Annotated in this window: 14 protein-coding genes; 8 read left to right on the top strand and 6 right to left on the bottom strand. The window is 37.7% G+C overall.

The window, feature by feature from the left end:
- The first annotated feature begins 179 nt into the window (after nt 1-179).
- The 5 genes from BLT95_RS01095 (at nt 180) to BLT95_RS01075 (ending at nt 10,339) form a co-directional block, all read left to right on the top strand.
- On the top strand, nt 180-3,110 hold the full coding sequence (locus tag BLT95_RS01095; RefSeq protein WP_089664234.1) for a SusC/RagA family TonB-linked outer membrane protein: 2,931 nt from the start codon (nt 180-182) through the stop codon (nt 3,108-3,110).
- A 26-nt stretch (nt 3,111-3,136) separates the two neighbouring features.
- On the top strand, nt 3,137-4,747 hold the full coding sequence (locus BLT95_RS01090) for a RagB/SusD family nutrient uptake outer membrane protein (RefSeq protein WP_089666807.1): 1,611 nt from the start codon (nt 3,137-3,139) through the stop codon (nt 4,745-4,747).
- 16 nt (nt 4,748-4,763) lie between these two features.
- Nucleotides 4,764-5,909, top strand: a complete 1,146-nt coding sequence (locus tag BLT95_RS01085) for a SusF/SusE family outer membrane protein (protein ID WP_089664233.1) — start codon at nt 4,764-4,766, stop codon at nt 5,907-5,909.
- 62 nt (nt 5,910-5,971) lie between these two features.
- Nucleotides 5,972-7,423, top strand: a complete 1,452-nt coding sequence (locus tag BLT95_RS01080; RefSeq protein WP_089664232.1) for an alpha-amylase — start codon at nt 5,972-5,974, stop codon at nt 7,421-7,423.
- Nucleotides 7,424-7,783: 360 nt separating this feature from the next.
- Nucleotides 7,784-10,339, top strand: coding sequence for an adenosylcobalamin-dependent ribonucleoside-diphosphate reductase (locus tag BLT95_RS01075; RefSeq protein ID WP_089664231.1), 2,556 nt, complete (start codon nt 7,784-7,786; stop codon nt 10,337-10,339).
- Nucleotides 10,340-10,462: 123 nt separating this feature from the next.
- Here BLT95_RS01075 and BLT95_RS01070 read toward each other — a convergent pair whose 3' ends face one another.
- From BLT95_RS01070 to BLT95_RS01060, 3 genes are all read right to left on the bottom strand, one after another.
- Nucleotides 10,463-13,042 (bottom strand): cellulase family glycosylhydrolase, encoded by a 2,580-nt coding sequence (locus BLT95_RS01070; protein WP_089664230.1) that lies wholly within the window; start codon nt 13,040-13,042, stop codon nt 10,463-10,465.
- Between the two features lie 20 nt (nt 13,043-13,062).
- Nucleotides 13,063-13,959 (bottom strand): TIM barrel protein, encoded by an 897-nt coding sequence (locus BLT95_RS01065; RefSeq protein ID WP_089664229.1) that lies wholly within the window; start codon nt 13,957-13,959, stop codon nt 13,063-13,065.
- 75 nt (nt 13,960-14,034) lie between these two features.
- Nucleotides 14,035-14,739, bottom strand: coding sequence for an NUDIX domain-containing protein (locus tag BLT95_RS01060; protein ID WP_089664228.1), 705 nt, complete (start codon nt 14,737-14,739; stop codon nt 14,035-14,037).
- A 110-nt stretch (nt 14,740-14,849) separates the two neighbouring features.
- On the opposite strand from BLT95_RS01060, the gene galK reads away from it, so the two are divergent.
- From galK to BLT95_RS01045, 3 genes are read left to right on the top strand one after another with little or no spacing between them, the layout of a single operon-like run.
- Nucleotides 14,850-16,013 (top strand): galactokinase, encoded by a 1,164-nt coding sequence (galK, locus tag BLT95_RS01055; RefSeq protein ID WP_231896386.1) that lies wholly within the window; start codon nt 14,850-14,852, stop codon nt 16,011-16,013.
- Between the two features lie 3 nt (nt 16,014-16,016).
- A complete protein-coding gene (locus BLT95_RS01050) occupies nt 16,017-17,054 on the top strand; it encodes a UDP-glucose--hexose-1-phosphate uridylyltransferase (protein WP_089664227.1) in 1,038 nt (345 codons plus the stop codon).
- A gap of 4 nt (nt 17,055-17,058) precedes the next feature.
- Nucleotides 17,059-18,078, top strand: coding sequence for a LacI family DNA-binding transcriptional regulator (locus BLT95_RS01045; RefSeq protein ID WP_089664226.1), 1,020 nt, complete (start codon nt 17,059-17,061; stop codon nt 18,076-18,078).
- A gap of 82 nt (nt 18,079-18,160) precedes the next feature.
- Here the strand turns inward: BLT95_RS01045 and BLT95_RS01040 are convergent, their stop codons facing one another.
- The 3 genes from BLT95_RS01040 to BLT95_RS01030 are packed head-to-tail and all read right to left on the bottom strand — an operon-like array spanning nt 18,161 to nt 22,668.
- Nucleotides 18,161-19,810, bottom strand: coding sequence for a solute:sodium symporter family transporter (locus BLT95_RS01040; RefSeq protein WP_089664225.1), 1,650 nt, complete (start codon nt 19,808-19,810; stop codon nt 18,161-18,163).
- Nucleotides 19,811-19,843: 33 nt separating this feature from the next.
- Nucleotides 19,844-20,845 (bottom strand): aldose epimerase family protein, encoded by a 1,002-nt coding sequence (locus BLT95_RS01035; RefSeq protein ID WP_089664224.1) that lies wholly within the window; start codon nt 20,843-20,845, stop codon nt 19,844-19,846.
- 2 nt (nt 20,846-20,847) lie between these two features.
- Nucleotides 20,848-22,668 (bottom strand): DUF885 domain-containing protein, encoded by a 1,821-nt coding sequence (locus tag BLT95_RS01030; protein ID WP_089664223.1) that lies wholly within the window; start codon nt 22,666-22,668, stop codon nt 20,848-20,850.
- Nucleotides 22,669-22,687: the final 19 nt, after the last annotated feature.

The following is a 22,687-nucleotide window of genomic DNA, read 5'->3' as shown; positions in this document are numbered from 1 at the left end:
CTTCAAATTTACCATAATTAAATTATGAGACCCTTAACTTCGAAAAGTTTTCAACACGAAAACGTTTTCGTCGCAGTAATAGTGCTGACTCTCCGATTTTTGGTGCTTATTTTACATACATTTAACCTCAGGAAGTAAAAATATAAGGTTAATTTTTAGTAAAAACCAAATGAAAATTTATGAGAACTTTAATTAAAAGCACATTGTTTTTGCTGTTTCTGCTGCCAATGAGCTTTTTTGCCCAAAACACCGTGAGCGGGAACGTGACTGAAAGTGCCACGGGTCTACCTGTACCCGGTGTAAATGTTATCGTTAAAGGAACTTCGAATGGCACTACTACCGATTTTGATGGTAATTATACGATTCAAAATGTAGCTAGTGATGATATTCTTCAGTTTTCCTTTTTAGGATTCGCAACTGAAGAAATTCCTTATCAAGGTCAATCAACATTAGACGTACAGCTAGATGAAGATCAGGCTACTTTAGATGAAGTAGTTCTAATTGGATATGGTGCAACCTCTGAACAGGATGCTACAGGATCTGTAGAAAAAATTTCATCTGAATCTTTTAACCAGGGAGCTGTAGTTGCTCCAGAGCAACTCATTGCCGGTAAATCTGCAGGGGTTCAAATTACTCCAGGTGGAGGAGCTCCGGGACAGGGAGGTACTATTCGTATTCGCGGTGGTTCATCTTTGTCGGCATCTAACGATCCGCTTATAGTTGTGGATGGTGTGCCACTAGACCAAAGAGGTGTTGCGGGATCGCGTAATGCATTAAACTCTATTAACCCTAATGAAATTGAAGACTTTACCATATTAAAAGATGCAGCTGCAACTTCTATTTATGGCTCCAGAGCTTCTAATGGTGTGATTCTTATTACTACTAAAAAAGGTAAAAAAGACACTCCTTTCAATTTCACTTACGATCTTAAGACATCTATAGGTAACATTACCGATAAAGTTGATGTATTAGATGCAGCTGAGTTCAGAACTTTAATTAACAGCACTCCCGGAACAGATCCTTCTTTATTGGGAAATGCAGATACAGACTGGCAGGACGAAATTTATGAGACTTCAGTAGGAGCTATTCATAACTTAACGGCTACTCAGGGGATAGGAAATTTCTATTACAGAGCAAACTTTAATCATACTGCTGAAACCGGAGTACTTTCAGGTGACTATTACGAAAGAAATGCGTTTAACATTTCGTTAAATCAGGATCTTTTAGATAATAAATTGAAACTTACCTTAACTTCCAAAAACAGTTTAGATAAGAACAGGTTTGCAAACCAGGGAGCTATAGGGTCTGCCGTTGCGTTTGATCCTACACAATCGGTTTTCGACGATACACTTCCATTTGGAGGATTTTTTGAATTCAACAGAATATCGGGTGAAGAGATCGTACAGCAAAATCTTGCTACAAGAAACCCGGTAGCCTTATTAGTACTTAATGAAGATAAAAACCAGACCAGAAGGTCTATTACTAATCTAAATGCTGAATATAAGTTTCACTGGTTACCAGAATTAAAAGCGGTTGTAAACGCCGGTTTTGATTATGCCGAGGCCAGAGGAAATACCTTTACTCCTTTAATAGCTGCTTCAAACACCTCAAATATTGATCAGTTCAGTAATTATGAGAATATTAACCGTAACTTACTATTGGATACATATCTTAACTATAAGACAGATGTTGATTTCCTGAACACTACTGAAATTGATCTAACTGCAGGACATTCTTATCAGGAATTTTACTCATTCTCTGATGTATATGGTACAGAACAGGATCAGGAAGTCGATTTTCCAGTAGATATTAATCGTAACTCCCTGGAATCTTATTTTGCCAGAGCTAGTTTTGACATTAACGATAAATACCTTATTTCTGGTAGTATTAGAGCTGATGGATCTTCAAGAGTGGCTCCTCAGAACAGATGGGGTTATTTCCCAGCCGCCTCTATAGGTTGGAAAATCCATAATGAAGCATTTCTTCAAAACTCCAATGTTATTTCTGAACTAAAATTACGTGGTGGTTACGGGGAGACAGGTAACTATGAAATTGGAAGAAATTATGGTTATTTAGGACTATATACTCCAAGTCAGGGAGGTGCAAGATATCAGTTTGGCAACACTTTTGTGCCAACTTTAAGACCTGAAGAATATGATGAAGACCTTAAATGGGAAAGCTTGATCAATTATAACGCAGGTATTGATTTTGGTTTCTTCAGCAATAGGTTAAGTGGATCTGTAGATGCATATTACAGAGAGACGGAAGATCTTATTGCAACAGTACCGGTTCCTGCAGGAGCCAACCTTTCAGACCAGTTGCTTACCAACGTTGGAACTACGGTAAGTAGAGGTATTGAAGTTGGACTTAGCGGAGATATCGCAAGATCTGAAGATTTTAACTGGACATTAGGTTATAACATTTCTTTTCAGGAACTTGAAATAACTGAGTTATCTTTAGGAGACGATCCTAATTTCTTTATTCCTCAGGGAGGGATAAGTGGTGGAGTTGGAAACAATATTCAGCTTTGGAAAGAAGGCTTTGACCCAACCACATTCTTTGTTTTTAGACAGGTTTATAATGAACAGGGACAGCCAATTGAAGGTGCTTATGTAGATGTAAATGGTGACAACCAGATCACTGAAGCAGATAAGCAACCGTATAAGAAAGCTACTCCAGATTATTATATGGGGCTTACAAATACCATGAACTATAAAAACCTTGACTTCAACTTTACATTTAGAGGAAGTTTTGGAAATTATAATTACAACAATACGCAATCTGCCAACGGATTCGTGGAAGCGGGAACTAACACTCCTTCAAATTACTACTCAAACTTCAACTCGAATGTGTTGGATTCAGGATTTGAAAACAGTCAGTTCTTCTCAGATTATTACCTTGAGGCTGCAGATTTTGTAAAGCTTGACAACGTAAGTATTGGCTATACAGTACCGGGAGAAGAAGTAGATTTTAGAGTTTCTCTAACTGCAAGCAATGTTCTTACGATCACAAATTACGAAGGGTTGGATCCCGAAGTATTTGGAGGAATAGACAACAACTTCTACCCTAGATCAAGACGATTTGTACTTGGGTTGAACTTTGTATTTTAATGAATAACAGAAAAATTACAAGAATTATGTTTAATAAGATAAAAACAACTTTCCTGGTGCTCTTTGGAATGGCTGTATTATGGTCTTGCGAAAGCAATTTAGATCTCGTGCCAGAAGACAACAGGGAAACTGCCGCTTCAGCATTTAAAGATCCGGAAGCTTACAAACAATTCCTTGCTAAACTTTATGCCGGTTTCGCAATAAGCGGACAGGATGGACCTGCAGGAGATGCCGACCTTTCAGGCCTGGATGAAGGATTCTCGCAGTATATGCGATTATACTTTAAATTACAGGAATTAACTACAGATGAAGCTGTTATTGGCTGGAATGATGGTACTATTAAAGACCTTCACAACCAGAACTGGACTTCTGGGAACGAGTTTATTAGAACGATGTATTCCAGAGTTATGTACCAGATCGCACAGTCTAATGAATATTTGAGACAAACTGAGACTTCCGTTCTGGATAGTCGTGGAGTTGACAGCAGTCTAAGAACTGAAATAGCTACGTACAGAGCTGAAGCAAGATTCCTTAGAGCTCTAAGTTACTGGCATGCTCTTGACCTTTATGGCAATCCTCCTTTTGTAACTGAAAATGATCCTGTTGGAGCTTTCTTGCCAGAACAAACTTCAAGTGCAGAGCTTTTTAGCTATATTGAAGGGGAGCTCCTGGCTATAGAAAGTGAAATGAAAGCTCCGGGAGCCAATGAATATGGTCGTGCAGACCAGGGCGCTCTCTGGATGTTGCTTTCAAAGCTTTATCTAAATGCTGAAAAATACACCGGTAACGCCAGGTACAGTGATGTTATTACTTATACTAATAAGGTAATAAATTCAGATTACAGCCTTGTAGAAGATTACCAGAAGTTATTCCTTGCTGATAACAATACCAATGGCGCTCAAAATGAGATCATATTTCCTATTACATTTGACGGTATAAACACCCAGGCATATGGAGGGATGACGTTTATTATCCATGCTGCTATTGGAGGAGACATGGATCCAGATGCTTTTGGAGTGAACGGTGGATGGGCTGGTCTTAGAACCACCTCTGCCCTGGTCAACAAATTTCTGGAAAATGAGGACGATGCAATTGAGGAAGTAGGAGACGAAAGAGCTTTATTTTTCACAGAAGGTCAATCTAAAGAGATCAATGATATTTCAACCTTTACAGATGGATATGCTGTAGCGAAATACAAAAACGTAGACGTTAATGGAAATCCCGGATCAGATCCAACAGGAGATTTTCCAGACACCGATTTCCCTATGTTCCGATTAGCAGATGCTTACTTAATGTATGCAGAAGCGGTGGTTAGAGGTGCTGGCGGAAGTCAGGCTGATGCTGTAAGCTACATCAATGAGCTTAGAGAGCGTGCTTACGGTGATGACAGTAACAATATTAGCACTGCAGATCTTTCTCTAAATTTTATTATCGATGAAAGAGCCAGAGAACTTTATTGGGAAGCACACAGAAGAACAGATCTAATTCGTTTTGGTAAATTCTCAGACGGTGGCGTTTGGCCCTTTAAAGGTGGTGTTCCACAGGGAGCAACTACAGAAGCTTTTAGAGATCTATTCCCAATTCCGGCTTCAGATCTAGGTGTAAATACCAACTTAACACAAAACCCAGGTTACTAATATTAAAAATAAAACAATGAAAAGATTTTCAATATTTTTACTAACGATTATCGCCGTAATAGGATTTTCTTCCTGTGAACATGATGACGATGTGGTGTTTACCGCACAACCAGATGCAGAAGGCGTTTCATTTACAAGTGCATTTTCTGCCAACTATACTTTAAATTCAGCTGCTTCAGATAATCTGGCTGAAAGATTTGTATGGAATGAGGTAGATTTTGGTGCTCCAACTACTATAACTTATGAACTTCAGGGTTCTGCAAGCCAGGATTTCTCAAGCTTTGATCTAATTGGAAGCACTTCAGAAACAAATCTAGGAGTAACTATTGGTCAAATGATGTCTCTTGCTGCCGATGCAGGTTTAGATAATGATCCTAATACCGAAGCTCCAAACACTGGTAATATCTATTTCCGAGTGAAAGCTTACGCAGGAAACGATGGTGGAAATGGACTTTCTGAAACTTCAGAAGCTGCTGCAATCACAGTTACTCTACCAGAACAGGGAGAGGAAGAAGAACCTGTGAAAATGAACCTTTTCCTTGTAGGAAACGCTACTGCTGCTGGATGGGACAATAATAATAACAACACTCCTCTTTTCAGAGATTCAGAGAATAATATATTCTATTATGAAGGAAAATTCACAGCAGGTGATTTTAAACTTTTGGAGACAAGGGGTATGTGGCAGCCACAATGGGGACTTTCCGACGGGAATTTAACCAATAGTGATATTTTAGGTGAAGATCCGCAATCTTTTGCTGTAGACACTGAAGCGTATTATAGTTTTACGGTAAATACAGATGAAATGACTTACAGTTTTGAAACATATGATGCAGCAGATGCCGCGGTGTATGACAAACTTGGTCTTGTAGGTGCAGGAACTACCGTAGGATGGCCTGGTGATGATAACCCAACTCCAGATATCCTACTTACTAAATCCAGTTTTGACCCGCATATTTGGTATGTTGAAGGGGTTGAACTCTCAGAAGATGGAATAAAATTCAGAGCCAACCAGGCATGGGATGTAAACTGGGGAGGTGGAGAAAACTTCCCAAGTGGTCAGGCAACAGGTGACGATATTATCGTTTCTAAAGCTGGAACTTATAATGTATGGTTTAATGACCTTACAGGAAGATATCTTTTTATAGAGCAGACTGAAGAATAAGTCAAATCAAATTTTTAAAAGGCTGCTTTATGGCAGCCTTTTTTAATTCAAAATGAAAAATTATGATAACCAGAATATTTAATTCATTTCTACTCGTCTTCTTCTCCCTTATTGTTTTCGCATGTTCAGAAGACGATCAGGAAATCATAGATCCTACAGATGATGTAACCGGTGGTCCTGAAACTCCAGAACCAAGCAATCCAGAAGCTATAGATCTTTCTTCTTACGATAATGGAAGCCGCGTTATGATGCAGGCTTTTTACTGGGACGTGGAGCCTCGTTTTGAATGGTGGAATAACCTTTCAGCAAAAGTACCGGGCTGGGCAGATGCCGGGATAGACCGCATCTGGCTTCCAGTTGCTTCTAAAGGGCAATCTGGTGGCTATTCTATGGGCTATGATGTTTCCGATTACTATGATTTTGGAAATTTCGAGCAACATGGTACTGTTGAAACCAGGTTTGGTTCAAGAACCGAACTTGAAAATCTTATATCCACGGCACATGATAACGATGTAGAAGTGATCGCTGATATTGTAATTAATCACAATTCTGGTGGCGGCCTTCAATACAATCCCTACCGTGAATATGATACTTATACCCTATTTGATGAAGAGCATGGGAATGCATCGGGAATGTTCAACAGAACTTATGAAGATTTTTATCCAAATAGTGTAAGTGAGTATGATCCAGGAAGTTTATTCTATGCCGAAACGAATTTAGACCATCACCTGGACAGAGTACAGAAATGGCTTTGGAAGGATGAAAATTCTGTTGCTAAATACTATAAAAATGTGATGGGATTTGATGGGTGGCGTTTTGATTACGTTAAAGGTTTTGAACCTTGGGTAATAAAGGAGTGGCTGGATGAAGTTGGAGGTTTCTCTGTGGGAGAAAACTTTGATGGCAATCCAGATGTACTAAGGGACTGGATAGAGGCTTCAGGATCTCCAGCTTTCGATTTCTCCACCTTTTATAAGCTGGAAGAAAGCCTGGATAGATTTCAGGATCTTACCAATTTAGAAAAAGATATGCTATGGAAAACAGATCCCGGGAACGCTGTTACTTTTACCGCGAACCATGATACTGAAAAGGATGATAATGTAGACAACTATATTGCATCTGAAAATAAATTGAAGGCTTACGCCTATATTCTTACGCATCCTGGTTATCCAACAATCTTTTATTCAGATTATGAGAATGAAAGCTTCCAGGAAGAGCTTAAAACGCTTATTTCTATTCATAACAGTATTGCTGTTGGTGATACGGAAATGCTATATATAGATGAAGATGAATATGTTATGAAAAGAAGTGGCACAGGCACAAATCCTGGATTAATTCTGTATATTAGCATCAACAATAACACTAAGAGAAGAACAGTAAGTTCAAACTGGAATAATGTTACCCTAAAAGATTATAGTGGTAATACATCATATAGCCCTACCTCCGATGAAAATGGGATGGTTCAGATCGAGGCTCCGTCAAACGGATATGCAATTTACTCGATTACGAAATAAACCTTTTTATTTTGAATTTTCATAGGTGTTAATTCAAAGAAGGCTCCGCATAAAGCGGAGCCTCTTTTTTTTGAATGCTACCACTTCCTTTCTTAAGGCTTTATACATTTTCGCAGTTTTCGCTTGGAATTCCAATCAATTTCCATCGATATGTTTCAAACAGAAAAATTCAAGTATAAAAATTAAAATTTTCAATATTTGTCAACTTTTTATTGTTAGTAAATATTTAAACTACTGATTTAAAGCTAATTAACATATTTTTCTTGATAACTTTTTCTAAAGGATTTGTTAATTGTCTCAAATCTTTGTTTAGTTTTATACCACTCGAAATCGAATTTCTAACTTAAAAATCTCATTTATATGCCTGTACAAGAAAAACCAGTCGTTCCACACACTTATACCCAGGAACAGGCTTATGAAGCATCTCTAAAATACTTCAAGGGAGATGATCTTGCTGCCAGAGTTTGGGTAAACAAATATGCCCTCAAAGATTCTGATGGGAATATTTACGAACAAACTCCAGATGATATGCACAGGCGTATCGCAAAAGAAATTGCCAGGGTTGAAAAAAAATATCCAAACCCGATGAGTGAGGATGAAGTTTTTAACCTTATTAAGAATTTTAAATATATCGTACCTCAGGGTAGCCCAATGGCCGGTATTGGTAATCCTTACCAGGTAGGATCTCTTTCTAATTGTTTTGTAATTGGAAACGATGGGGTTTCAGATTCTTACGGTGGGATCATGAAAATAGATCAGGAACAGGTACAGCTAATGAAACGCCGTGGCGGAGTTGGTCATGACCTTTCTCATATACGTCCAAAAGGATCGGCAGTGAAGAATTCTGCATTAACTTCAACAGGAATAGTTCCATTCATGGAGCGTTATTCAAATTCAACCAGAGAAGTTGCCCAGGATGGACGTCGTGGAGCACTGATGTTATCAGTATCTATTAATCATCCAGATGCGGAGGATTTTATCGATGCTAAAATGGAACAAGGCAAAGTTACAGGAGCCAATGTTTCGGTTAGGATCGATGATAAATTCATGAAAGCTGTTAAGAATAACGGTAATTATACGCAGACGTATCCAGTCTTTAGTAAAGACCCTAAGTTTTCAAAAGATATTGAAGCTGATAAGCTTTGGAAAAAGATCGTTCATAACGCGTGGAAATCTGCAGAGCCGGGAATTCTTTTCTGGGATACCGTAATTAATGAGTCGGTTCCAGATTGTTACGATGATCTTGGTTATAAAACGGTTTCTACCAACCCATGTGGTGAGATCCCACTATGTCCTTATGATTCCTGTCGTTTATTAGCGATCAATCTTTTCTCTTATGTAGAAGAGCCGTTTACTGAAAAAGCACATTTCAACTATGAGCTCTTCAAAAAACATATTGGTGCTGCACAAAGAATTATGGATGATATCATTGACCTAGAATTAGAAAAGATCGATAATATTCTGGCAAAAATTGATGCAGATCCTGAAAATGAAGAGGTAAAAGCCGTTGAGAAAAACTTATGGCTGAATATTCGTAAAAAAGCTTACGAAGGAAGAAGAACCGGAATTGGCATTACTGCTGAAGGTGATATGCTTGCAGGATTGGGAATCAAATACGGAAGCAAGGAAGGAATAGACTTTTCTGTAGATATTCATAAAAATATTGCGCTTGCTGCTTATAGAGCTTCAGTAGATACCGCAAAAGAAAGAGGTGCTTTCTCGATTTTTGATTCAGAAAGAGAAAAAGACAATCCGTTCATATTAAGACTGAAAGAAGCTGATGAAAAGCTTTATTATGATATGCTGGAATATGGTAGAAGAAACATCGCTCTTCTAACCATCGCTCCTACTGGAACTACCAGTTTAATGACGCAAACCAGTTCTGGGATCGAGCCTGTATTCTTACCTGTTTATAAAAGAAGAAGAAAAGTAAATCCAAACGATAAGGATGCAAGGGTAGACTTTGTAGACGAAGTTGGAGATTCATGGGAAGAATATGTTGTTTTTCACCACCGTTTCAAAGAGTGGATGAAAGCTAAGGGTCATGATACAAATGAAAATTACTCTCAGGAAGAACTTGATAAACTGGTTAAACTATCACCATACTACCAGGCCACTTCCAATGATGTAGACTGGTTAAGCAAGGTGAAAATGCAGGGAGCAGTTCAAAAATGGATAGATCATTCTATTAGTGTGACCATTAACCTGCCCAACGATGCAAGTGAAGATCTTGTTGGTAAATTATATCTTGAAGCCTGGGAAGCAGGTTGTAAAGGGGTGACGGTTTATCGTGACGGTTCACGATCTGGAGTTCTTATCTCTAACGATGAAAAGAAGGAAGAAGAAGCAGAACAGACTCCGGGATCATTTCCTCTAAAAAGACCTGATGTATTAACTGCAGATGTGGTACGTTTCCAAAACAACAAAGATAAATGGATTGCGTTCATAGGTCTTGTAGATGGTCGTCCTTATGAGATTTTTACCGGTTTTGCTGATGATGAAGAAGGTATTTTAATCCCAAGATGGGTTACCGAAGGTTATATTATTAAAGCCAGAAACGAAGACGGAACTTCTCGCTATGATTTCCAGTACGAAAACAAAAGAGGTTATAAAACCACTATTGAAGGTCTTTCTCATAAGTTTAATCCTGAATTCTGGAACTATGCCAAACTAATTTCCAGTACACTGCGCCATGGAATGTCTATAGACAATGTGGTAGATCTTATTAACAGTCTTCAATTGGACAGTGAATCTATCAATACATGGAAAAATGGTGTAGTAAGAGCATTAAAACGTTTTATCGCCGATGGAACTGTTGCCAAAAAAGAGAAATGTACCAATTGTAATTCTTCCAACCTGATCTATCAGGAAGGATGCTTAACCTGCAAGGACTGTGGTTCTTCTAAATGTGGTTAATTTTATGTGTTAATTGTAAAAAAGGCTTCCAGTTTGGAAGCCTTTTTTGTTTCTAAAAATTGTCATTTATAACGTAGCGGAGTGAGAAATCTTTATTGATAATAATTTATTGATAACTGGATATTACTCTAATCTTACACTTCGAATTCCGATCGCATGAGGCTTTTGAAGATTTTCCTTCTCAATTCCGGGACCAATAGAGAACTGTAGACTTTCAACATCTTCTATCTTTAGGTTACCTGAATATGAATGATCAAAATAATACGGTAAAAAGCCAGGATAAGGTCTTGGCAGTGTTACCGTTTTTACCGGTTTAAGATCTTCCAGAGCTATCTCTATTTCCTGGATCTCATCTGTTAGCTGAATTAACTTTCCAAAAGAAGCCCCGTTTTTCATTACCAAAGCGATCATCATTTTTTCCGAATTTTCGCCAAGAGAACTTCCGGTAATCACTAATTTCTGTTTATCGGAAATTGTTCTTTTTCCAAGTTTATTCTGAAAATTGTATCTGAAAGAGTAATCATAAATAGGTTTCGCATTTTTATTTTCAACATCTTCCTGGAACAAACTGTCAATACTTACCTGAAATTCCGCTTCATTTTCGTTTACTGGAACAAGGTTGTTTTTTGGAGACCAGCCTATAACCATATTATCTACATCGGTTGAGGCATTAAAAAGAGAAATTGGCGCATCTTTCTCCAGAATTCTGGTTTTGTATGTAGCATCTGAATGAAAATCCCAGTCCTCAGGACTCCCCTCTACTCCACCCGGAAATGTAGTTTTACCATCCTCTGTAGAAACAATGATTCTATACTCCAGAAACCCATGATTTAAGAGATTTTCTGGAATTTTTACTAAATAATCATAGTTATTATCCGCATTCAGCTCAACAGATTCATAAGTATTCCCATTTTTCAGCCAGACTTCTACCTTCTCCATTTCATTATTTGAAACCAGCGTTGCTTTTAGCTCTAGATCATTTCCAACGCTTATAATCTGAACTGGTTTATGCACCAAATAAGTTTTATCTACCGTGCTTTCCTGGGCTTCAAAAGCTTTAATATCAAAATTAAAGCGATCACTATAAGTAGAAATATCAACATCCTTTCCAGCGGCTGTTATTAAATAAGATCCCGGTTTTATTTTAAAAGCATTGCCTTCAGCTTCCAGGGAAGTATTATTCCCTTTATTTAATCCTGAAATTTCAAAATTATCTCCAAGCTCATCTATATTCAGCGCTATTAGATTTTCTTTCCAGCTAATTACCGAAACTGTCTTTTCAAGACTATTGCTTCCAAAAGGGTTTTTAATAAGAATTGGATCTGGCATCACTTCCAGTCTCCAAACACCATCCTCCAGTTTATCCAAAAAGTAAGCTCCTTTCCCTTTATATTTTACGATCTCAGAATTCCCGTGACCGGCAATCTTTTTCAATTCCGAAACCTTTTTTGGTTGAATTGAATTCGTATTTGTGTAGATGAATATATCCCCGGAATTATAGGTTGCTACGTCCCCCTCATAACTGATCGTGAAATCCCCAAATTTGAGGTTTTCCGGATAAGTTCCCAGATCTTTTCTCATAGGAACTTCATGAAATATTTTTGAAGCAATCATTAACGCTAATGCTTTATGCGGAGTACAATTCAAATTCATATAATGCGTATTATACTCGGTATTGGCATAAGCCAGGAATGTAGGGTCATACGCAAAATGTGTAGCGATCTGGATTCCTGCTTCCCGAAAACTTCGGGCCATGGCTGGATACATATATGATTTATTCACATCTGCCGCATCAAACTCATAGACCAGTTTGGCTTTGTTATTCTTTTCAATTACATCATTGAAAGGAATATTATAATCATTCACATTGGGAAGTAAATTCCCTTCCAATTCTTTCTGGAATCCCAATCCGGTTGGATACCACTGGAAAGTTCCTCCATCAATATTTGAGGTGAAATAGGTTTCTGCAAGTTGCACACTATGACTTACATTGTAAAAAACAGGTTTTTTAGTACCTGTTTTACGCATAGCCGAAACCATTTTATTAATAAAACTTTTCACTTCTGTGGGGGTTCCACGATGATGTGGTTCATTGCTAATTTCAAAAGCGATCAGGTTCTGCTCATTCTTATAAGCTACACCGGTATATGGGTTTACATGATTAAGAAACTGTTCTAAATAGTTTTGCTGGGCTTTGATCGCATCAGGATGGGTCAGGCTTCCCTCTTTACCATATTTATTTGAAAATCCCGGTGTATCCTCATCAGGCTCCGGCCAGCCATTTCCCCAATAAGCAATGGGAGTAATTACAAAATTAATATTTCGCTTTTTTAATTCATTCAACAAATAATCAAAAGTCTCTAAATGCTCATTTTCCAGAAGGTTTCCTTCTTCATCGCTAATTTCGGTATCCCAGACATGCAGACGATAAACATCAAAACCCAATCTTGAAAAATGATAGATATCCTTATCTATTTCTGCTTTAATATCCAGACCTTTCTTTTGTGCAGACCGGTATGCATGTGCAAACGGCGTTGAATAATTCACACCAAAACCATGAACTTCCTCATTAGTCCCTCCCCATCGCATCACACCATCCTCATCTACAAAGACATCTTTTTCATTATTGTTTTGAGCAGTTACTGCCGAATTCAGTAGAATTAAAGCAAAAAAAAGCAGGCCAAAATTTATTTTTAGTCTCATAATTCAAATTATAGTTCTGGTTAAATATCACAGATTTGTATCCCCTCCCTTAAAGCATCTAAAGGATCCTCATAGGTTGGAATAAATTCCTGGGCGACGAATCCGTCAAATCCTGTTTCGTAGATCGCTTCCATGATAGCAGAATAATTGAGTTCCTGAGAATCATTTATTTCATTTCTACCGGGATTCCCACCTGTATGGTAATGATTAATGTATTTATGATTTTCTCTAATAGTTCGTATAACATCGCCCTCCATAATCTGCATATGGTAAATATCATATAGAAGTTTAAAATTAGGCTGATCGAGTCTTTTGGCTAGTTTAACGCCCCATTCGGTATGATCGCACATATAATCATCGTGATCTACCTTACTATTAAGGAGCTCCATTACCAGATTCACATTAAGATCCTGTGCATATTCTAAAAGTGGAGTAAGACCCTTAATACTATTGATAATTCCGGTTTCATCATCCATCCCATTCCGGTTTCCAGAAAAGCAGATCACATTTTTGATCTTATGTTCAGAAGCCTTTTTAATGAGTCCTTTATATTTTTCCTGAAGCTGACCATGATTCTTAAGATCATTAAAACCTTCGGTAATACTGGCAAAATCGTCGGTAGCCATGGAACAAACCAGGCCTTCCTTTTCCACGATGTTCCATTCTGAAGGTTTTAAAAGGTCTATTGCCTGAATCCCCATTTCTGAACAGGCTTTTGCAAACTCCTGAAGTGGAATATTCTGGTAACACCAGCGACAAACAGAATGATTTATTTTACCTGAATACCATAGCTCTTTTGAAAAATACGGTGTTTTTGAAATGGAGGCTACGAGTCCTGAGGCGCCCGTAAGACTTAATAGTCCGGCTCCAAGGCTCAGGTTTTTAAGCAATTTTCGTCTGTTGATCTTATCAGCCATAGAATATATTTTTCTAAAATTAATAATAAATGTAAATATTACAATTATTAATCAGAAAATATTTCTAAACCCGGTTCAGGCTATTTCGAAGTTATAACCCGATTTTAAAAGTTTCTGATAATTCTCGTAATTGAATTTATAAAGGAATGCTCCTCTTTTACTTGTAGATTTGTCTTTTTCTTCCAGCTTTTCCAGAACATTTAGCGACAAAACCTTTTTTCTGAAATTTCTGGCATCCAGCTCCCGCTGATAAATAGCTTCGTATAAGCTTTGTAGTTGTGGAATAGTAAATTTTTCAGGTAGCAGTTCAAAACCAATAGGTTTATACCTGGCATTTTGTTTTAGCTGGAGTAAAGCATCCTGAACCATATCGTTGTGATCCAATATCAGCGAAGGTAAATTCTCTATTTCATACCAGTGTGCTCCATGCTCTTCTACCAGTTTCTCATCATATTCATCTATTCTAATCAAAGCATATTGTGCAACTGAAATACAACGATAACCGGGATCACGATCTTTTTTTCCGTATGTTCTAAGCTGCTGCATAAATACATTTTCAAGGCCGGTAATCTCATTTAAAACCCGTTGCCCTGCTACCTCAAGGTCTTCATCTAGCTGAACAAAACTCCCAATTAATGACCATTCTCCCTGTAAGGGGGCTACCCTCCTTTTAAATACCAGTAATTTTAATTTTCCTTCATGAAAGCCAAAAATGATACAATCTGTTGCTACGTACATTTTTTCCTTTACCTGGTATAGGTCTTTAGTAACCTGAGTCATTTTTTATTGAAATTTTGATAAAGATAGAGAATATGAAAATTTGTTCAAATAAAAAATGAATGTAAATTATACATTTATTACATTTGAATTACAATACAAAAAAATTAACCTTGACCAATATTAGAGCCTTTTCATCAAAACCTGCAGTTTTTGAAAATAACGATTATGAGATCATCGTGGAATCTCCTGGCCGCATCAACCTTATTGGAGAACATACAGATTATAATGAGGGTTATGTGCTACCAACCGCCATCGATAAAAAAATAGTTCTGAAATTTCAGAAAAACCATACAGAGAATTTTTGTCGCATTTATAGTGATACTTTTAAAAAAGGCTTTGAATTTCATTTAGATAAGGATTTCCAGAAAACTTCAGGCTGGGAAGATTATATTTTTGGAGTAGTTCAGGAATTTCTCAATAGCGGTGCTCAAATTGAAGGTTTTGACTGTATTATAGAAAGCAGGCTTCCCGTAGGCGCAGGAATAAGTTCTTCTGCAGCTCTAGAATGCGGTATTGCGAGCGGATTAAATGAACTTTTTCAACTTCAACTGGAAGATCTTGATATAGTAAAGTTATCGCAAAGAGCCGAAAATAATTTTGTAGGTTCCAATTGCGGGATCATGGATCAGTTTTCGTCTGTAATGAGTAAAGAGGATCATATAATTTTGCTTGACTGCAGAAGTCTGGAAGCCGAATTTATTCCTGCAGATTTTAAAGATTGTCAGTTATTACTTCTAAATACCAATGTTTCTCATAACCTGGCTGATAGTGACTATAATTCACGAAGGGAAGAATGTGAAGCGACAATACATATTATTCAAAAAGAAAAGCCTGAAATAAAATCGGTAAGAGATCTAAGCTTTGAATTGCTGGATAAGTATAAAGCGAAGCTCACAGGCAAAATGTATGAAAGATGTTTATATGTTTTAAAGGAAAATGAGCGGGTTCTGGCTGCTGCAAATGCTCTTAAGTCTGGAAACCTTAAAAGCTTTGGAGAACTGATGTATACCTCGCATGAAGGGCTTCAACATAATTATGAAGTAAGCTGTCCTGAATTGGATTTTCTAGTTGATTATTCCAGAGATAAAGAATTTATTTATGGTTCCCGAATGATGGGAGGGGGCTTTGGAGGATGTACCATAAATCTCATAAAGAAAGATAAAATAAAGAATTATATCGAAGAAGTTTCTGCTGCCTATTATCAGAAATTCAATGTCCAATTAGACGCAATAAGTGTATCACCGGGTGAAGGAACCAGGATTTTTAAAAACTGAACAATGAGTAAAGACATAAATAATATTCCGCATAGACGCTATAATATTCTTACTGGAGAATGGATCCTGGTTTCCCCGCATAGGACAAAACGTCCCTGGCAGGGAAAAACGGAAGAAAACAAGTCTGTTCAAAAAGAAACTTACGACCCTTCCTGTTACTTATGTCCTGGAAATACCCGTGCCAGTGGAAATACCAATCCAGAATATAATGAGCCATATTCATTCGTGAACGACTTTTCTTCTTTACTCACAGATACTCCTGAGATTAATTTTCAGGAAGGACTTTTAAGAGCTGAAAGCGAAAAAGGGATCTGTAAAGTAGTGTGTTTTTCTCCAGATCACTCCCTAACCCTACCCCTTATGGAGGTGAAAGATATTGCCAAAGTGATTAAAATATGGAAAAAGGAATATGAAGAATTGGGAGCAAAAGAAGACATCAATTATGTTCAGATTTTTGAAAATAAAGGGGCGATCATGGGATGTAGTAATCCACATCCACATGGGCAGATATGGTCTCAGTCCTCTATTCCTACTGAGGTGCTAAAAAAAGCAGCAAAATTCAAGGAATTCTGGGATAAAAACGAACGTAGTCTTTTATCTGATTATCTAAAGCAGGAATTAGAAACAGGAGAAAGAATTATTGAAAAAAACGAGCATTTTGTAGCACTTATCCCCTACTGGGCGATCTGGCCTTTCGAAGCGATGATCATCCCTAAAAGACACCTTCAGCATATTGGTCAATTAAATGAAACCGAAGAAGTTGCCTATGCTGAAATTTTAAAGAAGCTCACAATCAAATATGACAATCTTTTCGAAACTTCATTTCCCTACTCTTCCGGGATCCATCAGGCACCTACAGATGGAAACAAGTATCCTGAATGGCATTTTCATATGAGCTTTTATCCGCCATTACTACGTTCAGCAACTGTAAAAAAATTCATGGTAGGTTATGAAATGTTTGCAGGACCTCAACGTGATATTACTGCAGAACAAGCGGCGCAGCGTTTGAATGAGCTTTCCAGCACTCATTATCTAAAATAATAAAATGAATAAAAAGGTTACCCTTAAGACTCTTGCTAGCTTACTGAAAGTTTCGGTAAGCACTGTTTCCAAGTCTCTTAGCGATAACCCTGAAATAAGTCTGGAAACAAGGGAAAGAGTAAAATTACTTGCCAATTCATTACATTATATTCCCAACATTCTTGGAAGGAATTTAAAATCAAATAAAACCAGAACAATTGGAGTCATTATTCCTGATATACTTCCTCATTTTTTTGCAAAAGCTCTCTCCGGAATGGAATCTGTGGCCAACGAAATGGGATATAAGATCATCATTTCAATTTCAAATGATTCACTCAATAAAGAAAGGGAAAGCATACAAACCCTAATTTCAGGAAGTGTTGATGGAATTATTATGTCCCTTTCGCAGGAGACCCAGGCTAAAATGGAAATTGACCATTTAAAAGATGTTTTAGATTATCATGTTCCTCTGGTTCTTTTCGATCGTGTTCTTTCCATCATTCCTTGTGATAAGATAAGTATTAATGATGCTTTTCAGGCAGAGCAGGCTACAATTGAATTACTTGATTCGGGCTGCGAAAAGATAGCCTACGTGAGCGGTATTCCCTATACTAGTGTAGATGACCAGCGAAAACAGGGTTATATTAATGCATCTAAAAGATTCGGCTTTACTAAACAGATCTTTAATTTTGATCAGAAAAAATTTCCTGATGAAAAACTAAAAAATTTGATTCAGCAAAGGAAAATAGATGCTGTTCTAGCTGCTGATGAGCTATCTGCTATCCTGATAATGAAAAGTATTTTAAAATCTGGTTTCAAAATTCCCGAAGATGTTTCTGTAATAGGCTTCACCAATGGTATTATGGGAGAAAACTTCCTCCCTTCTTTAAGCACTGTAGATCAACATGAAGAGGAACAGGGCCGTCTTGCCATGAGTACAATGATTGAAAGAATTCAGGATAAACTATCCAGGGATCCGGTAAATCTTAAACTGGAAACTTCCATCATTCACAGAGATTCTACTCACAACCTGAGGAATCATTAAGAGCGTCTTCAAAAATGTTATAATTAAAACTATTGAATCTCCCAGACTTACTTTGTAAGGTTTGAATAATTTTTAGATTAGCTTATGCAAAATAAGCGTAAATCCCCACCACAATAATTATTATTCCTATCCCTACAGGTTTTACAAACCTCCATGGGGTAATATCCACCTGCTTGGTATGCTCCTGCAAATAAGGAGTTTTTCTTGGCCAGATCTTACCGATCACAAGCATGATCGCAACATTTAAAGTGAATAATATAGCCATCACATCCAGAAAATGAGGATAGGCACTTGCTTCTATAGCTGCCAGTTCAGCGACCCCGGTAACCCCATTAAGTTCTGCATTTGCAACCGCCTCCGCTTGATAATATGGTTGAAGAAAAAACTGACTGATAATATACAATACCGATCCAGATAAAAGACCAATTTTAGCAGCAATAGCAGGAACATATTTTGTGAGATATCCTACTACGATAATAGTAAGAATTGGAATACTATAGATACCATTTACCTCCTGAAGATAGGCAAATAAACTCCCTGCATTTGCGATGAAAGGAGCTATAAACATTGCGGCGATCGCTAACAATGTACCAAAGATCTTTCCGTATTTAACAACCGTTTTTTCAGTTGCATTTTTATTGATGTGTTGTTTGTAAATATCAATTCCAAACAAGGTAACCGAACTGTTAAGAACACTATTAAAAGAACTCAGGATCGCACCAAAGATCACAGCTGCAAAAAAGCCTATTAAATAACCCGGCAGCACTCTATTCACCAATAACGGGTAAGCTTCATCTCCATTCTCGAGGTCTGCACCAAATATATGAAAGGCAATGATCCCGGGTAGTACGACGATAAGCGGCCCAAGAATTTTGATAAACGATGCCAGCATCAATCCTTTTTGTCCTTCTTTTAAATTTTTTGCCGCCAGTGCACGTTGAATGATCTGCTGATTTGTTCCCCAGTAAAATAACTGTACAAGCATCATTCCCGTGAATAACGTATGAAAAGGTACGGGGCTGGTTTCATCCCCCATAGATTTGAATTTCTCAGGATTTGATTCCATCAAAGTGGTAATTCCATCAAAAAATCCACCGTCACCAATAATGATCAACCCGAAAACCGGTACTAAAATTCCACCAATCAGTAAACCTATGGCATTTATACTATCAGAAACTGCTACCGCTTTTAAACCTCCAAATACGGCGTAAATGGATCCTATAATGCCAATACCCCAAACACAGATTTTAATAGCCGCATCATCAGAAACTCCCAATAAAGCAGGTACATCGAACATTCCGCTGATGGCTACAGACCCTGAATAAAGAATGATCGGTAAAAGAACCACTACATAACCCGTAAGAAACAAGGCTGATGTTAATGTTTTGGTAGTGACATCATATCGCTCAGCCAAAAACTGAGGTACCGTTGTAAGACCTCCCTTAAGATATCTTGGTAATAAAAAAATTGCTGTCACTACAATTGCAATTGCAGCCAGTGTTTCCCATGCCATCACAGAAAGTCCGTTAGCATACGAGCTACCATTCAATCCAACAATTTGTTCTGTAGATAGATTGGTAAGAAGTAAAGAACCTGCAATTACTCCCGCAGTAAGACTTCTACCCCCTAAAAAATAACCATCACTGGTAGATTCATCAGTTTTTCTGGTTGCAAAATAGGCGATTATGGCTACTAGCGCTGTAAAACCAACGAAGGATAGAATTCCAATCATAACGTTTTCTTAAATTTTCGGTTAAATATAGAATTATTTCTTTACAGAAAAAGAAAATGTGATGTTGTTTTCATAGAATTCACCGGGTTCCAGCAAACTTGATGGGAAGTTTCTAAAGTTTGGAGCATCGGGATAATTTTGTGCTTCCAATGCCACAGCAGGATACTTTTTATCAATCTCACTTAAATAGACCAGAGAGTCTGGCAGTGTTTCCGGAGAATAAATAACCAAAACCGGCTGATTACTGCTTAACTTCATTTTAATACCGCTTAAAGATGAGAATAACTGTGCCTGCACTTCATTTTCCATAACGTCCAGCACAAAAACATCATCCAGTTCCCTATTTCCAAGCAACTTATTCTCCCTATAATCCTTTGGACTCTTTTTTAACTTGGTAAGATTTCCAGTTGGTAAATTCTTTTCATCCAGTTCCAGGATTTTAGAAGCATTTACCTGCATAAAATGATCACTTACACTACCTCCCCCGTTGAGATTGAAATAAGAGTGATTGGTGATATTTACAATAGTTGTTTTATCTGTTCTTGCGGAATATGATATTTTTATCTCATTCTCCTCGGTTAAGGTATATTTAGCCTTAACCTGCAGCCTTCCCGGATATCCTTCTTCCAGATGTTCACTGGTATAAGACAAGGTTACCGAAGGATTCTCCCCTTTATCTATCCTTTCAACCTCCCAGAATTTATACTGAAATCCAGCTTCGCCACCATGTAGATGAACTCGCTCTTCCAGTTGATAAAGTTGATATTCTTCATCATCGATTTGAAACTTCCCATTAGAAATCCTTCCGGCAAACCTACCAATGCTAGCTCCAAAACATTTATTTTTCTCCCGGTAATCCTGGGTTAGGTAGTCTTCAGGCTGCTTAGGTCCAACCACCAGATCTATAAGATCATCATTTTTATCATACATCTTAAAACTGAAGATAGTCGCTCCGTAGTTTAAAATCTGTAACCGACTTTTACTCGAATTCACAAGGTCTATAACCTTAAGGTCAGATTTCTGGATCTCGCTCAAACCTATTTATTTTTTGATATCACCCAGGAATCTACTTTGGATTCCAGGATAGTTAGCGGTAAAGCTCCGTCTGTAAGAACAACATCGTGAAATTCTTTAATATCAAAGTTTTCCCCTAATTGCTCTTTTGCGTTATCTCTTAGATCCAGGATCTTATTCATCCCAATCTTGTAGGCTGTAGCCTGTCCTGGCATCACAATATGCCGCTCTACCATTTTCACACAGGCACTTTCAGCTGCAGGTGTATTCTTTTTATAAAAATCTATGCCTTCCTGTCTGGTCCATTTTTTTGCATGGATTCCCGTATCTACAACCAATCTGCAGGATCTCCAAAGTTCCATGGCAAGTCTTCCAAAATCTGAATACGGGTCTTTGTAGAAACCTATCTCCTTGGGTATATATTCGCTATACAATCCCCAGCCTTCTACATAAGCGGTGAAAAAACTGAATTTTCTAAATTCCGGAATACTATCCAGCTCCTGGGCGATCGCAATTTGCATATGATGTCCCGGAATACCTTCGTGATACGCCAGCGCCTCCATTTCATATTTAGGCATTGCCGCCATATCATATAAATTGGCATAATAAGTACCCGGCCTGGAACCGTCTATCGCAGGTTGCTGATAAAATGCTTTACCAGCACTTTTCTCACGAAAAGGTTCCACCGCTTTCACCACAATATCAGCTTCAGGCATCGTATTAAACAATTCCGGAAGTTTTGCTTTCATCTGGTTAATAAGCTCCTTTGCCTTTTTCAAGTAAGCTGCTTTTCCAGCTTCGGTATTTTCATAATAAAACTGCTCATCGTTTTTCATAAACTCAAAGAAGTCCTGCAGGGATCCTTCAAAACCAACCTCCTCCATGATCTTTTCCATTTCACCATGAATTCTTGCCACTTCGTTCAGTCCAATTTCATGGATCTCTTCTGCGGAAAGGTTTGTGGTAGTTACTCTGTTTAAGGCATTGTTATAGAATTCATCACCTTTCGGAAACTTCCATACCCCGGCTTCTTCAGTGGCTCTTTGTTGCTGGTTCTCCAGGAATTCCACAAGACTTTTATATGCCGGATGCACGTGATCTACGAGGGCCGTTTCTGCTTCATTTACCAGTACGGTCTTTTCTTCTTCTGAAATTTCAAGTTTCTCGATCTTGGAGTTGAAATCTTCCATTAACGTACTTGCTTCGGTAGATTTAGTGAATGGTTTACCTTTGATGATATTTCTGGAAGCATCTAAAGTTCTATCGAAAACAAATTTTGGCGGAATTATGCCGTTCTGCTCTCTTAATTTTAACTGTTCAATAATATCATCCATCACCTTTTCCATACCCACAAGTCTGGAAATATAGGCTTTCGCATCTGGGACTGAATCTATGCGGTGCATGTTAATTAGAAATGCAGGCAATTCAGCATGAAACCCATGCATTTGGTTTACAGGGTAATCATAAAACCTGTATTTATAATCATCTATCTCATTCTTAACCTGCCTTCTAAAAAGCTCATAGCTTAATCTGGTCTCATCGTTCAAAGCTTCAGTATCTATTTTATCAAGATATTCCAGGCGTTCTTTTGCCTGTTCAAGATCTTCAGCATACTTGAGGTTGGAGAAGTCATCCCATTTCCCATAGTCAGATTTCATTCCAAAACGAGTCTGCATCATCGGTGATTCTTCAATTTCCTTTTGAAATTCCTTATCGAAATAAGTATTCAGATCGGCTGAATTTTTCTCCATTTCTTCTTCGGAAAAATTCCCGTTCTTTTTATCGTTTCCGCAGGAAATAATAAAGAGTCCAAGAAAGAGGATATATATATTATTTAATTTCATTCAATTGTAATTTTAGCTA

This window comes from Gramella sp. MAR_2010_147, assembly GCF_900105135.1.
Taxonomy (GTDB): Bacteria; Bacteroidota; Bacteroidia; order Flavobacteriales; family Flavobacteriaceae; genus Christiangramia.
This window is presented reverse-complemented; position numbering and strand designations above follow the sequence as displayed.

What these genes read in the sequence shown, in the direction of transcription:
- BLT95_RS01095 (WP_089664234.1), top strand. Translation starts at nt 180, where the DNA reads ATGAGAACTTTAATTAAAAGCACATTGTTTTTGCTGTTTCTGCTGCCA.
- BLT95_RS01090 (WP_089666807.1), top strand. Translation starts at nt 3,137, where the DNA reads ATGTTTAATAAGATAAAAACAACTTTCCTGGTGCTCTTTGGAATGGCT.
- BLT95_RS01085 (WP_089664233.1), top strand. Translation starts at nt 4,764, where the DNA reads ATGAAAAGATTTTCAATATTTTTACTAACGATTATCGCCGTAATAGGA.
- BLT95_RS01080 (WP_089664232.1), top strand. Translation starts at nt 5,972, where the DNA reads ATGATAACCAGAATATTTAATTCATTTCTACTCGTCTTCTTCTCCCTT.
- BLT95_RS01075 (WP_089664231.1), top strand. Translation starts at nt 7,784, where the DNA reads ATGCCTGTACAAGAAAAACCAGTCGTTCCACACACTTATACCCAGGAA.
- BLT95_RS01070 (WP_089664230.1), bottom strand. Translation starts at nt 13,042, where the DNA reads ATGAGACTAAAAATAAATTTTGGCCTGCTTTTTTTTGCTTTAATTCTA.
- BLT95_RS01065 (WP_089664229.1), bottom strand. Translation starts at nt 13,959, where the DNA reads ATGGCTGATAAGATCAACAGACGAAAATTGCTTAAAAACCTGAGCCTT.
- BLT95_RS01060 (WP_089664228.1), bottom strand. Translation starts at nt 14,739, where the DNA reads ATGACTCAGGTTACTAAAGACCTATACCAGGTAAAGGAAAAAATGTAC.
- BLT95_RS01050 (WP_089664227.1), top strand. Translation starts at nt 16,017, where the DNA reads ATGAGTAAAGACATAAATAATATTCCGCATAGACGCTATAATATTCTT.
- BLT95_RS01045 (WP_089664226.1), top strand. Translation starts at nt 17,059, where the DNA reads ATGAATAAAAAGGTTACCCTTAAGACTCTTGCTAGCTTACTGAAAGTT.
- BLT95_RS01040 (WP_089664225.1), bottom strand. Translation starts at nt 19,810, where the DNA reads ATGATTGGAATTCTATCCTTCGTTGGTTTTACAGCGCTAGTAGCCATA.
- BLT95_RS01030 (WP_089664223.1), bottom strand. Translation starts at nt 22,668, where the DNA reads ATGAAATTAAATAATATATATATCCTCTTTCTTGGACTCTTTATTATT.